13 protein-coding genes and 1 tRNA gene are annotated in these 13,180 nt (G+C 67.4%); 2 read left to right on the top strand and 12 right to left on the bottom strand.

What is annotated here, in order from left to right:
• Positions 1 to 2: 2 nt before the first annotated feature.
• The 3 genes from H9638_RS14090 to rox are packed head-to-tail and all read right to left on the bottom strand — an operon-like array spanning position 3 to position 2,349.
• Positions 3 to 386, bottom strand: coding sequence for a VOC family protein (locus tag H9638_RS14090; protein WP_318241885.1), 384 nt, complete (start codon positions 384 to 386; stop codon positions 3 to 5).
• Positions 387 to 395: 9 nt separating this feature from the next.
• Positions 396 to 803, bottom strand: a complete 408-nt coding sequence (locus H9638_RS14085; RefSeq protein WP_191748408.1) for a RidA family protein — start codon at positions 801 to 803, stop codon at positions 396 to 398.
• A gap of 10 nt (positions 804 to 813) precedes the next feature.
• A complete protein-coding gene (rox, locus tag H9638_RS14080) occupies positions 814 to 2,349 on the bottom strand; it encodes a rifampin monooxygenase (RefSeq protein ID WP_191748407.1) in 1,536 nt (511 codons plus the stop codon).
• 154 nt (positions 2,350 to 2,503) lie between these two features.
• Here rox and H9638_RS14075 point away from each other — a divergent pair, with 154 nt between their 5' ends.
• Positions 2,504 to 3,133 (top strand): GNAT family N-acetyltransferase, encoded by a 630-nt coding sequence (locus tag H9638_RS14075; protein ID WP_191748405.1) that lies wholly within the window; start codon positions 2,504 to 2,506, stop codon positions 3,131 to 3,133.
• Positions 3,134 to 3,137: 4 nt separating this feature from the next.
• Here H9638_RS14075 and H9638_RS14070 read toward each other — a convergent pair whose 3' ends face one another.
• The 5 genes from H9638_RS14070 to H9638_RS14050 form a co-directional block, all read right to left on the bottom strand.
• Entirely contained in the window at positions 3,138 to 4,250 is a 1,113-nt protein-coding gene (locus H9638_RS14070) for a PQQ-dependent sugar dehydrogenase (protein WP_191748403.1), read from the bottom strand.
• A 14-nt stretch (positions 4,251 to 4,264) separates the two neighbouring features.
• Positions 4,265 to 5,032 (bottom strand): SDR family NAD(P)-dependent oxidoreductase, encoded by a 768-nt coding sequence (locus H9638_RS14065; RefSeq protein WP_191748401.1) that lies wholly within the window; start codon positions 5,030 to 5,032, stop codon positions 4,265 to 4,267.
• Positions 5,033 to 5,308: 276 nt separating this feature from the next.
• On the bottom strand, positions 5,309 to 7,573 hold the full coding sequence (locus H9638_RS14060; RefSeq protein ID WP_191748399.1) for a heavy metal translocating P-type ATPase: 2,265 nt from the start codon (positions 7,571 to 7,573) through the stop codon (positions 5,309 to 5,311).
• A gap of 45 nt (positions 7,574 to 7,618) precedes the next feature.
• Entirely contained in the window at positions 7,619 to 8,623 is a 1,005-nt protein-coding gene (locus tag H9638_RS14055; protein ID WP_191748397.1) for a heavy-metal-associated domain-containing protein, read from the bottom strand.
• Entirely contained in the window at positions 8,620 to 8,832 is a 213-nt protein-coding gene (locus H9638_RS14050) for a heavy-metal-associated domain-containing protein (protein WP_191748395.1), read from the bottom strand. Before H9638_RS14050 ends, H9638_RS14055 begins: the two co-directional genes overlap by 4 nt.
• Before the next feature lie 176 nt (positions 8,833 to 9,008).
• Between H9638_RS14050 and H9638_RS14045 the strand changes: the two genes are divergently transcribed.
• On the top strand, positions 9,009 to 9,530 hold the full coding sequence (locus tag H9638_RS14045; RefSeq protein ID WP_191748393.1) for an alpha/beta fold hydrolase: 522 nt from the start codon (positions 9,009 to 9,011) through the stop codon (positions 9,528 to 9,530).
• A gap of 63 nt (positions 9,531 to 9,593) precedes the next feature.
• Here H9638_RS14045 and H9638_RS14040 read toward each other — a convergent pair whose 3' ends face one another.
• From H9638_RS14040 to der, 4 genes are all read right to left on the bottom strand, one after another.
• Entirely contained in the window at positions 9,594 to 10,325 is a 732-nt protein-coding gene (locus tag H9638_RS14040; protein WP_191748391.1) for a dienelactone hydrolase family protein, read from the bottom strand.
• Positions 10,326 to 10,559: 234 nt separating this feature from the next.
• Positions 10,560 to 11,051: a nucleoside deaminase gene (locus H9638_RS14035; RefSeq protein WP_191748389.1), complete on the bottom strand. Its 492-nt coding sequence runs from the start codon at positions 11,049 to 11,051 to the stop codon at positions 10,560 to 10,562.
• Between the two features lie 219 nt (positions 11,052 to 11,270).
• Positions 11,271 to 11,344, bottom strand: a tRNA-Pro gene (locus H9638_RS14030).
• Positions 11,345 to 11,483: 139 nt separating this feature from the next.
• Positions 11,484 to 13,031, bottom strand: a complete 1,548-nt coding sequence (der, locus tag H9638_RS14025) for a ribosome biogenesis GTPase Der (RefSeq protein WP_191748387.1) — start codon at positions 13,029 to 13,031, stop codon at positions 11,484 to 11,486.
• Between the last annotated feature and the right edge of the window lie 149 nt (positions 13,032 to 13,180).

Below are 13,180 nucleotides of genomic sequence, written 5' to 3'. Positions count from 1 at the left end.
TGCTACATCCACTGCACCAGCTGCACTATGAGTCCGTTGGGATCGCGGTACTGGGAAAAACGTTCACCCCATGGCTCCGTTTCCGGGGCTGTCACCACCTCCACGCTCCGGGCAGACAGCTGCCGGTGGCGCTCATCGAGGTCTTCGACCACCAGCACCAACAGGAGGCCCTCGCCGGCGCTGCCCGCGATATCAGCGGGTTTGAAGGTGGGCAGGCCGGTGCGGAGGAAGATGATGTTCGAGCCGCCGTCGGGGTGCTTGAGCGAGACAAAACCCTCATCCTGCATCTCTACGCCATAGCCAAAGTTAGCGGTGAGGAACGACGCCGATGCTTCCGGGTTGGGAACGTTCAAGGACACGGCAAAAGCTGAGACTCCCGCAGACACATCCAGCTCCTAACCGTGAGGGAGTACGGCAGCGATGGCACTGATCTCCACCAGTGCGCCCGGCACACCCAGTTCGCTGACACGGGCGGCCAGCACCAGGGCTGGCTCGTCGGCGGCGAGTTCCTGCGCCACCGCCCCGTACCCCGCGGCCAGGTCCGCGCCGTCGGTGAAAAGGACGGTCCACTGCACCACGTCGGCAAGGGTCGCCCCGGCGGCCGCGAGCGCGGTCTTGGCGTTCTGCAGGGCCCGGGCCGACTGCGCGCCGGTGTCGCTGCCGCCGATCAGTGAACCGGCGGTATCAACGGCGTTCTGGCCGCCAATGTAAATGGTGGCCGCTCCGGGCGGCACAACGGCAACGTGGCTGAAGGCAGGGCTCACAACGAGCCCCTCTGGACGGAGGCGCTGGATGGAAGTCATCCCCAAACGATCACACGAAGCCGGGACGTTCGGAAGACCCGGCAGTGCGGTCCGGCGCCTGGGTATGGTGTTCCCGGCTTCCCCGTTCCCTGCCGCCAACCGGTGCCCCGAACCAGCGGGCCAGGGCGTCTGACAGTTCCGCCTGGCCCCCGCCTGCCCAGACAACGTGGCCGTCCGGGCGCAGCAGCACCGCTGGGGCACCGAGTTCGCTGGACAGATCCGGCCCTTGCTCCCCGGCGGCGCCGGACACCAGGTCCACCCGCTCCTCCCAGCCGGCGGCGGACAGCTGTCCTGCGGTGTCCAGCAGGATGCCGTGGCCGGTATGCATGTGCTCGTAGAGCCGCCCGCCGGCGAGCTGCACATCCGGCAGCCGCCGGCCCAGCAGGCTGTGCCCTTCTCCAAAGTCGTACCGGATGCCGGTGGCAGTGATCTTCTCGATCAGGTACCGGTTCACCTCCTCGAACTCCATCAGCTCGGCCAGCAGCCGGCGGACCGCCTGCGGCCCCGGCTCGGCGGAGGTCAGCTCTGACTGGGCCCTGGTGTTATCCAGCACCTGGGCGGCCACCGGACGCCGTTCGGCCTCATAACTGTCCAGCAGCCCGGGCGGTGCCCAGCCGTGGACCTGCGCCGCCAGCTTCCAGCCGAGGTTGAAGGCGTCCTGTATCCCGAGGTTCAGTCCCTGGCCGCCGAACGGCGGATGCACATGCGCCGCGTCCCCGGCCAGGAGCACCTGCCCGGACCGGTAGCTCTCAGCCAGCCGGGTGGCGTCGCCGAAGCGGGAGAGCCAGCGTGCTGAGTGCGCCCCGAAATCCGTTCCTGCCAAGCGGACCAGCTGAGCGGTGAGTTCTTCCAGGGTCGGCGGAGCGGTGCGGTCTTCGGCCACCTCCGCCGCAGGGACCAAAACGCGGTAGACACCGTCCACGGGCGGCCCGGCGCCGAAGTCCTTATGCGTTTCCCGCACATCAGCCACCACGGCAGCGACGGTCTCCGGGTCGGCGGTCAGCTCCATCTCTCCCATGAGGTGATCGCGCCGGCTGGGTTCCCCGGGGAAGCCAACGCCGAGCAGCCGCCGTACGGTGCTCCTGCCGCCGTCGCACCCCACCAGGTACTTGGAGCGCAGCCGCGTGCCGCCGCCGCCCAGTGTGACTTCCACGCCGTCGTCGTCCTGGCGGACTCCGATCACCTCCGTTCCCCGGCGGATTTCCACGCCGAGGTCCAGGGCATGCTGCGTCAACAGGTGTTCCGTGCTGGTCTGCGGGATACCGAGTACATAGGGGTACGTAGTGTCGAGCCCTGCGGGCTGGGGTTTGGTGATGCCGGCGAAAAAGCCGGCTAGCGGGTACTGCGTGCCAAGTTCCAGGAACTCGTCTGCGATGCCGCGCTGGCCCAAGATCTCGAGGCTGCGCGCATGCAGGCCAAGCCCGCGGACCACCTTGGTTGGCTCGTCTTCCCTGTCCAGCACCAGGGCCTCCACACCCTGGAGCCGCAGTTCGCTGGCCAGAAAAACCCCGGTGGGTCCGGCCCCGGCAATGATGACGTCGATCATGCTGCACCTCGGTTCGCAATCCATGGCCCGGCGGGTGGGCGGTTTGCCGTCCGCTTCCGGCCGCGGCTGACCATTCTGCCCGCAGACCCCGGTCTTGCCGCAAGCCCCCGGTCCGGGCCTAAACTGGAAAGGGCAGGGGGTTTACAGTGGGGCGATGAACGCCGATGCGCGCGTACCCCGGGAACCCGACGGCCCAAAGCAATGGAGTTTTGAGGTCCATCCGGCAACCGTGGACCGCTTCGATGACCTCACCGCCATTCTGTCGCCGCAGAATCCCGCCGCCGCGGCGTGCTGGTGCCTCAGCTACCGGATCCCGCCTCAGGAATTCCGAGCCCTCACGGGGGAAGAACGCCCCGCACGCCTGCGCCGCTACGCCGAAGACGGCGTTCCTCCGGGAGTCATCGCCTACGTTGACGGTGAGCCCGCCGGCTGGTGTTCGGTCAGCCCGCGCGCCTCCCACTCCCGGCTGGCACACTCGCAGACCATTCCCGCCGTGGACGACGTCCCGGCGTGGAGTGTTGTCTGCCTGGTCATCCGCCCTGAATTCCGCAGGCGGGGTATGGCACATCAGCTGCTCGGCGGCGCGGTCAGCTACGCGCGCTCGCAGGGCGCACCAGTCCTCGAGGCCTACCCGATAGATCCGCAAGGCGAGCGCATCAGCGCTGCGTTTGCCTACACCGGCACCACCGAGCTGTTCGAAGCAGCCGGGTTCCAGCGCATCGTCCCAACCACGTCCACCTCCGGCGGCAAAATGCGGTGGCTGATGCAGCTCAGCCTGGACTGAGCGGTCAGCCCGCCTCACCCGCGTCAAGACGGAGGACCTGGTCGTCGTCCAGCCCGGGATCGCCCCGCCCATCCGTGTTGTTCGTCAGGATCCAGAGGGTGCCGTCTGGTGCGTTAACGACGTCGCGCAGCCGCCCGTACCAGCTTGTCAGGTGTTCCGCTGATGTTCCCAGTCCATCCAGCGGCACCTGCCGGAGCCTCTCACCCCGCAGATTCGCGATGAAGAGGGACCCGCCCGCGACGGCGATGCCGCTGGGACTGGCTTGGTCCGGCGCCCATTGCTGGACGGGATCGACATAGCCGTCCACGCCGGCAATGCCCTCCACCTCCGGCCAGCCGTAGTTCCCGCCGGGCTGAATCACGTTCAGTTCATCCCAGGTGTTCTGCCCGAACTCACTGGCGTAGAGAACGCCGTCCGCGTCCCAGGCGATGCCCTGCGGGTTGCGGTGCCCGTAGCTGTAGACCAGCGATCCGGGAAGCGGATTGTCTGCCGGGACTCCGCCGTCGGGCGTCATCCGCAGGATCTTGCCGGACAGGGACCGGGTATCCTGCGCACTGTCCCGGTTCCCGGCGTCGCCCGTGGTGGCGTACAGCTGCCCGTCCGGACCGAACGCGATCCGGCCTCCGTTGTGGGTGGGACCGGCAGGGATCCCGTCCAGGACCGTGTCGGGTGAGCCGAGGGCCAGGGAGCCTGGGGATCCGGTCAATGCACGGCGCTCAATGCGGTTCTCCGCACCGGCGGTGACATAGGCGTAGAGGAATCCATCTTGCACAGCGATGCCAAGAAGGCCGCCTTCGCCCCGCCCGGCAGCGTCGGTGATGGTGCCGGCCTCACGCAGGTTTCCGTCACCGCCGAGTTCCAGGATGCGGGCGGTATCACGTTCGCTGATCAGTGCGGTCCCGTTATGGAAAGCGATCGACCAGGGCGCGTCGAGACCCGTGGCGAGGACTTCCGGTGCGCTGTCCGCCCCGGTGGCGGTTCCTCTGGTCGCTTCCTCTCCCGGGGAGGCCGGGGAGGCCGCCGGCACTTCCGGCGATTCCGGCGTGCAGCCCGCTCCAGCGCCGGCGGTGATTGCGGCGGCTGCGATCCAGGCCGTCAAACGCCGTCGTCCATTCATTGCCTGCAGCCGCCTCAGTCCGTGCTCATGCCGGCGGTCAGGTTGAGGACGGAACCGTTCAGACTTTCCGCGCCGCCCTGGGCCAGGAAGACTGCAGCCTTGGCCACGTCGCTGAGCGTGGGAAGTTTACCCGTGGTGGTCAGGGATTCCAGGAACCGGGTGAAGTCGTCCAAGGGCATGGGCAGGTCCGGGGTGCTGCCGATGGTTTCCAGGATGCGCTGGGGACGCAGGCAGACCACGCGGACACCGGCGGGCCCAACCTCGGCGGCGAGGGTGCGGGTCAGCGCCTCAACGGCAGAGCAAGCCGCAGCGAAGCCGCCCACCCCGGCGATCGCAACCCGTGCCGGTGAGGCAGAGAGCGTCAGGATGGTCCCGCTCCCCCGCGGCACCATGTGAGCTGCTGCTGCCCTCGCCGTGATGAACTGGGTCCGCAGCCAGGCCGCTGCCGGAGCAGTGACATCCTCCACCGCCATGTCAAGCAGCGGGGTCCCTTGGATCAGCGGAATGGATACGGCATTGAGCATCACGTCGACCCTGCCCGCCTCATCCACGACGGCGTTGGCATGGGCTTCCACTGCCAGCGGATCGTAGGCATCCACTTCGCTCACGTGCACGCCTTCCCCGCCGGCCGCACGGATCCTGGCCGCTGTTGCGTTCACGGAGTTCAGGTGCAGTCCGGCAAGAAACAGCTCCGCGCCCTGCCGGGCGAATTCCTCCGCCACTGCACCGCCGATCGCACCGCCGGCGCCGTGGATGATGACCTTTTGCGCGTCAGCGGCCATGGACCGGCTCCTGTCGTGAGGCAGACGCGGGAGCCCAGACCGGTTCCCGGTGGAAGAACGCTAGCAGTGCGGACGCCGGCAGTCACCCGGGTGCCGCTGCCCCGGCGGATTATGGACCGGACCGCTGTACCCCTGTCCGGCTGTCAACCCCTGCAGCTGGCTGTTCTGAGACAGGGGTTGTTCGAGTTCCCGACGCCAGATTGCCTGCGCCAGCTCCGCCTTCGGCTGTGGAATCGTCATCCTTTGTCCCTCGCCCGTTCCGCTACCCGTACTGCGTCACTGCTTGGCGGTGCTTTTGAAGCCGCGCAGCCGCAGGCTGTTACCGACCACAAAGACGCTGGACAGTGCCATGGCAGCTCCGGCGAGCATGGGATTGAGCATGCCGAGCGCGGCGACCGGTACCGCCGCGACGTTGTAGGCAAAGGCCCAGAACAGGTTGGTCTTGATGGTTCCGAGCGTCCTCCGGGAGAGCCGGATGGCATCCACCGCGCTGCGCAGGTCGCCGCGCACCAGGGTGATGTCGGAGGCTTCGATAGCGACGTCGGCACCGGTGCCCATGGCCAGGCCAAGATCGGCCTGGGCCAGGGCTGGGGCGTCGTTGACGCCGTCGCCAATCATGGCGACAACCTTGCCGTCGCCCTGCAGCCGGCGGACGACGTCAACCTTGTCCTGCGGGAGAACCTCGGCGATCACCTCGTCGATGCCTACTTCGGCGGCGATCTGCCTGGCAACGGCCTCGTTGTCGCCGGTAAGCAGGACCGGGGTGAGGCCGATCGCCTTGAACTGTGCAATGGCTTCGGCGCTGGTTGGTTTGACCGTGTCCGCCACGACCAGGATGCCGCGGGCCTGCCCGTCCCAGCCCACCGCGACCACGGTCTTGCCTTCACCTTCGGCCTGCGCCTTCGCTGCGGCTACCTCGGGGCTGAGCTTCAGGGACCATTCGGCGAGCAGTGACTCACGGCCAACCACGACGGCGTGCCCGTCGACAACGCCCTGGACGCCCTTGCCTTCAACGTTGGTGAAGTCCTCAGCGGCCGGCAGCGCGCCCACCTCCTGGGTGGCACCCCGGGCAATCGCCTGCGCGATCGGGTGCTCGGACGCATCCTCCAAGGCGCCGGCCAGCCGCAGCAGCTCTGCCCGGCCGGTACCGGGCTCAACAACGGCGTCGACCAGTGTCATCTTGCCGGTCGTGACTGTGCCGGTTTTGTCCAGGACGACCGTGTCCACCCTGCGGGTCGATTCCAGGATCTCCGGGCCCTTGATGAGCACACCCATCTGGGCCCCGCGGCCGGTTCCGACCAACAGCGCTGTCGGCGTTGCCAGCCCCAGCGCGCAGGGGCAGGCGATTACGAGGACAGCAACAGCTGCGGTGAAGGCTGCGGTGACGGGGAAGCCCGCACCAAGCCAGCCACCGAGGGCGATCACGGCGATCACGATGACGACTGGCACAAACACGCCGGAGATCCGGTCCGCCAGCCGCTGCACTTCGGCCTTGCCGGTCTGGGCGTCCTCGACCAGCTTCGCCATCTGTGCAAGCTGGGTGTCGGAGCCGACCCTGGTGGCCCGAACGACGAGCCGGCCGCCGGCGTTGGTGGTGGCACCGGTGACGGTGTCGCCTTCGGCCACTTCGACCGGCACCGATTCTCCGGTGAGCATCGAGGCGTCCACGGCGGACGTGCCGGAAACCACCACTCCGTCGGTGGCGATCTTCTCGCCCGGGCGCACGATGAACTCATCCCCGGCCTGCAGCTCCTCGACGGGGATCTTCGTCTCTACCCCGCTGCGCAGCAGGGAGACTTCCTTCGCGCCGAGTTCGAGGAGCGCGCGCAGGGCGGCACCGGCCTGTTTCTTGGACCGCTTCTCGAAGTAGCGGCCGGCCAGGATGAACATGGTGACCCCCGCCCCGACTTCGAGGTAGATGTTCGCGGCGCCGTCGGACGGTGCCAGGGCGAACTCGAAGGGGTGGGTCATGCCGGGGGTGCCGGCGGTGCCGAAGAACAGCGCGTACAGGGACCAGAGGAACGCGGCTGAGGTGCCCATGGAGATGAGCGTGTCCATGGTGGCGGCACCCTGCTTGAGGTTTGCCCAGGCCGCTTTGTGGAAGGGCCAGGCTCCCCAGACGATCACCGGGGCGGCGAGCGCCAGGGACGCCCACTGCCAGTAGGTGAACTGCAGGGCCGGGATCATGGCCATGGCGATCACCGGGACGGTGAGCACCACTGACCCGATCAGCCGGTGGCGGAGCGATATCAGCTCCGGATCTTCGTCCCCGGCGGCGGCAGCGCCGTCGTCCTTGCCGCGCCTGGGTGCGGGCATGACGGCGGTGTACCCGGTTTTTTCGACCTCGGCGATCAGCTGCGCGGGATCATAGCCTTCCGGGACGGTGACCTTCGCTTTCTCGGTCGCGTAGTTCACGGTTGCCGTGACGCCGTCGAGCTTGTTGAGCTTTTTCTCGATCCGCATGGCGCAGGAGGCACAGGTCATTCCGCCGATCTCCAGCTCGATGCCGGTACCCACGCCCGGGGATGTTGAGGTGCTCATGTAGTGTTCCTTCGTTTAGCTGGTTTGCTGGGGCGGGTTGGCAGATTAGTGGCCGGGCTCCGAATGCGGCCCACTCCCGGTGTCGGTGGATTCCGTGTTGCCGGTGGTGCTGTTGCTGCGGCTGTGCGCCGCGTCCAGCACAAACTCGGCGGTGTGGACCTGGCCGTCAACCTGGAAGTCCAGATAGAGCAGGTACCGTCCGGCGGTGGGAACCTGGGCGGCGAACCGGATATCCGGCCCGGCTGTCTGCCCCGCTTCCGGGGTCTCCCCCTCGGCGTGGACGTGCAGATAGGCGAGGTCGCCGTCGCGAAGCGCGACGAGGTGGCCAAAGGCGCCAAGATACGGTTCCAGGGTGGTTACGGGTTCGCCGTCCCGGGCAACCGAGAGGGTGAGGGGGTTCGAGGACCCGGCCACCATGTCGCCGTCGAGCGAGACGGTGAAGCCATCCACCTGGTCAACCCTTGTTGGCTGCGGCGCTGCCGGCGTGAACTCCCCGGCCACCTGCACCGTGCGTGTCAGGGTCAGTGAAGCCGCGCCGGATTCGGCAGCCGTAGGCGTGAAGTCAGCGAACACCCGGTAGCTCCCGGCTTCAGCCCACTCCCATGGTGCCGACCAGGTGCCCGTTGACTCATCCAGCACCGGGTGGACATGGCGGAACAGACTGCCGTCCGTCCGGGCCACAATCAAATGCAGGTCCCTGTCGTGCGAGGTTTCGTATTCCCTGACCGGATTGCCGGCGGCATCCTGGATCTGGAAGCTCAGCGTGCCGGGCTGCCCCGCTGTTTCGGGCGCCTGGACGGGTGAAAGCAGATAACCGCCGACGCCGGCGGCGAGTCCCTTCACAGCGTCCGGGGCGGCCGCGGCAGGCTCGGTGCCCGCGGAGCCCGGGCCTTCGGCGTGGTCCGTCATCGCATTCCCTCCGGACCGGCCTTCTTCCATCCAGCCGGTGACCGCGTTCTCAGGCGCAACGGCTCCGGCGATTCCGAACGCACCGCCGAACACCACCACCAGCCCGGCACCATAGAGCGCCAGGCGAGCGCCGGCATTCATGCTGTCCGCACCGCCGAATAGCCCGCCTCCTCCACCGCGGCCAGGACCTTGGAATCATCGAGCGGCTCAGACGCCGTCACGGCGAGCCGGCCGGTCTGGGCACTGACCTGAATGTCTTCGACGCCGGGGATCTGCTCAACCTCTTCGCGGACCGACAGTTCACAGTGCCCGCAGGTCATTCCGGTCACCTGGTATTCGTTCGTGGTCATCGCGTTTCCTCTCATCGACATATACCCCTACTGGGTATCCGTAACCGACTGTATACCCCCGCTGGGTATCACGCAACGTGTTTCCGGCACCAAGGATGCACGCCCTGGGTGGACCGGCCCTCCTAAGGAGAGTAGTACTGGCAGTCTCAGGCCGGATCAACTCCGTGGGAGAACTCATGGACTTCCTTTTTATCCACGGCGCCGGCGGCTGGCTCGACGACCAGCCGCTGGCCGAAGAGCTGCGCACCCGGCTGGGCGTTCCGGTGGCGATGGCCCGTTACCCCGAAGAGGATATGTCCGCTGCGGCCTGGTTCGCTGAGCTGGACCGCCAGCGGGATGCCCTGGGGCCGGACCTGGCGATCATCGGACACTCCTTCGGGGCGTCGATGGCGCTCCTTCGCCTGGGTGGAGGGTGGCATGGTCCCCTGCCGCGGGGGCTCGTCCTGCTGGCGACACCATTCTGGGGATCCGAGGGCTGGCAGGCCGAGTACGCTCTGCCGGCTGGCTACGAGCTGCCAGCGGGCCTTCCGCTTTACCTGCACCACTGCCGTGACGACGACACTGTGCCCGTCGACCATCTTGACCGTTTGGCAGCCCTGCTGCCCGGCGCCGTCGTACGCCGGCACGAGACCGGTGGCCATCAGTTTGCGGGACAGATGGCTGCTGTCGCTGACGACGTCGGACTTCTCATCTCATAGGCTGCCGCGAACCTGTGTCATCCGCCGCAGCAGGGGACATCGGGCTCCCCTGGCGGCTCGTCATCAGATCAGGTGCCGGGCGAAGAATCTGGCCGCATCTTCCCCCGCGTACGGCGGAACACCGGCATGTCCGCCCATGTTGGCCTGCAGCGTCTTCTCCCTTGATCCGAAAGCGTCGAACAGGTCCAGTGCCAGCTGCCGGTCGTTTCCCTCGTCATCCCACTGCAGCAGGATGTGCAGCGGAATGGTGACCTGACGGGCTTCGTCGATCATCGCGCGGGGCACAAAACTCCCGGCGAAGAGCCCTGCAGCCTTGATGCGGGGCTCTCTTAGCGCCAGCCGGATCCCAATGGCGATCACTCCGCCCGAAAACCCGACCGGCCCGCGGATTTCAGGCAGGGCCAGAAGTGCGTCCAGGGTTGCCTGCCATTCCGGGACCGCTTGCTCCACCAGCGGGAGGACCAGCCGGTCCACAATCTCAGCGGCGACCGGTTCTCCGGCGGCCAGCGCCGCCTGCAGATCGGCGCGGGCCTGCTCGGCCTCGGGCAATCGGGGCCGGCTGCCGGCTCCGGGGAGTTCGATGCTGGCTGCAGCGAAACCGCTTGCCGCTGAGCTCCGGGCCCGCCCCGCCAACCGGGGGTACATTGGGCGCAGCCCGCCGGGGTGCCCAAGCAGGATCAGCGGCGCTGGTGTGGATACGGAGGCGGGAGTCCACAGGATGCCCGGGATGCCGCCGAGGGTGAATTCGCGTTCGAGGACACCGTCATCGAGATGGCGTTCGGAAATGAAGTGCATGGTCGTGCCTTTCGGGAGTGCTTTGAATGGCGCTCCCGGACGACCTATCGTCCGGCCATGACTCCAGAGAGGAGCACCCACGTCGATGTATTCACGGGTACCACCTCCTCATTCGCTTGCACGGCCGTGGCTAGTTTACCGACGGGCGCCGCGCCGCCGCCAGAGCCCTTCGGTTTGCGATCGGCCGCCTGTGGATAGCCATAACTGAGCACGACCCCCGGGTGCAGCGGGATGTCAGCGGCCCCGCAGCCGGGCCTGGAGCGCCCGGACTTCCCCGCTCAGCTCCGCAACCGGCCCTGCGATGTCGAGCCCCGGCACCACAGCCGCGATCGGGAGCGCGGCCACCGGGCCTGCAGGAACATCCCACTCGGCCAGCCACTGGGACAGCTGCTCGCTGCTGCTGGCGTAAACGATGCGGCCGAGCCCCACCCAGCCGTGCGCAGCGGCGCACATCGGGCAGTGCTCCCCTGAGGTGAAGACCGTGCTTGCCGCCCGTTCGGCGGGAGTTTGGTGCTCCGCAGCCCAACGGGCAATCTCGAACTCGGGGTGGCGGGTGGCGTCACCGTCCTTGACCCGGTTGCGGTCTTCGAACAGCACCCGGCCTTCGGCGTCGACCAGCAGGGAGCCAAAAGGCTCGTCGCCGCCGTCCAGGGCGGTGCGCGCAAGTTCCACACAGCGGCGCAGATGGTGCAGTTCGGTGGGCGAAGGATCATAGAACGCGGTCATGAACCCAACGCTAGCAAGGGCGGCAGGAACCGCTGAGCACCCCGCGCAGACCGCCGCGCGTCGTCTTCCTGGCGTCGAGGGTGCAGCCCTGGTGGCCTCAACGGCCAAGATCGCCGCCATACCTGCACGCTCAGCACCCGGCACCTGGGCCGCACAGCGACAACCAACCCCGGAAACGACAAAAAGCCCGACAGAACTTGCGTTCCGTCAGGCTTATCGTCGGGTTGACAGGATTTGAACCTGCGACCCCTTGACCCCCAGTCAAGTGCGCTACCAAGCTGCGCCACAACCCGTTACTTCATTGACCCTCAAGCCGGAGCGTTCCCGGCCGAACCAACTCAAATACTCTACAACAGACTTGCCGATTTCCCCGCATCGGAGCGGCCCCGGAGTTCATATTGGCTCCGCGGCCGCTCCCCATGCTAGAGCAGGTTAGCGCTTGCCCGGCTTGCCGCGCTTTTCGCGCACACGCATGTTGACCTCGATCGGGGTGCCTTCGAAGCCGAAGGTCTCCCGCAGGCGGCGGGTGATGAAGCGGCGGTATCCGGGATCCAGGAACCCGGTGGTGAAGAGCACGAACTTCGGCGGCCGCGAGGAGGCCTGGGTGCCGAAGAGGATACGGGGCTGCTTGCCGCCGCGCACGGGGTGCGGGTGCGCCGCCACCAGTTCACCCAGGAAGGCGTTGAGCTTGCCGGTCGGGATGCGCTTGTCCCAGTTCTCCAGGGCCGTGTCCAGCGCGGGAACCAGGCGGTCCTTGTGCCAGCCGGTCTTAGCCGAGATGTTGACGTGCGGCGCCCACTCGACGTGCGCGAGGTCGCGCTCGATCTCGGTTTTCAGGTAGCGGCGGCGTTCGTCGTCGAGCAGGTCCCACTTGTTGAAGGCGAGGACCAGTGCGCGGCCGGAATCGATGGCCAGCTGCAGGATACGCACGTCCTGCTCGGAGAGGACTTCGTCAACGGCCAGGAGGACGACGGCGACCTCCGCCTTCTCCAGCGCGGCCTGCGTGCGCAGGGACGCGTAGAAGTCGGCGCCCTGGGCCATGTGCTGGCGGCGGCGGATGCCGGCGGTGTCGACGAAGCGCCAGGTGCGGCCGCCGAGTTCGATCATTTCATCGACGGGGTCGCGGGTGGTGCCGGCCGTGTCATCAACAACCACACGCTCGCTGCCTGCGAGCTTGTTCAGCAGGGAGGACTTGCCGACGTTCGGGCGGCCGATGAGGGCGATGCGGCGCGGGCCGCCGCTGCGGTCCAGTCCACCGTAGGCGGAGTACTCCGGCAGCACCTCCAGCACAGCGTCGAGCATGTCGGCGGTGCCGCGGCCGTGCAGTGCGGAAACGGGGTACGGCTCGCCGAAGCCCAGGCCCCAGAGAACCGAAGCGTCGGCTTCGTTCTGGATGTCGTCCACCTTGTTGGCGACGACGATGACGGGCTTGCCCTTGCTGCGGAGCATCTTCACGACGGCTTCGTCGGTGGCGGTGATACCTACGGTGGCATCGACAACCAGCATCACGGCGTCGGCAACGTCGACGGCGATCTCAGCCTGGTCGGCAACGCGGGCATGAATGCCGCGGGCGTCGTGCTCCCAGCCGCCGGTATCAACGAGCGTGAAGTTCACGCCATTCCAGGTCGCCGGGTAGGACACGCGGTCGCGGGTGACACCCGGGGTGTCCTCCACCACGGCCTCGCGGCGGCCCAGGATGCGGTTAACCAGGGTGGACTTGCCGACGTTCGGGCGTCCAACAATGGCGACCACGGGATCCAGCAGGACCGGAGCGTCTTCGTCAATCTCGTCGAAGCCGCCGGCCAGCAGCGCAGCGTCTTCCTCATCGAGTTCGTAGTCGGAGAGCCCGGCACGCAGGGTTTCCGCGCGCAGGTTGGCTTCGTCGTCGTCAAGGGCTGCAAGCCGCTCGTCGATCTGGTCCTCGCCTGCGGGCACGTACTCCTCGCCGGAGTCGCCGTCAAAGGTAGGGTTGGCGTTCATAAACTATTGCTTTCTTTCCGTTGAGGCCTCAGCGCGTGCGCGCCCGGCCGTCTCCGGACGTTCAGCCCGGGTAAGTATTTTGGGGTTAATACACGAAGAATCCCGTGCAGCCACCAGTCCATTGAAACACGGCAAGGAGCGCCGGACCC

The sequence above is a fragment of the Arthrobacter pullicola genome (assembly GCF_014836875.1).
GTDB classification, from domain to species: Bacteria; Actinomycetota; Actinomycetes; order Actinomycetales; family Micrococcaceae; genus Arthrobacter_B; species Arthrobacter_B pullicola.
This window is presented reverse-complemented; position numbering and strand designations above follow the sequence as displayed.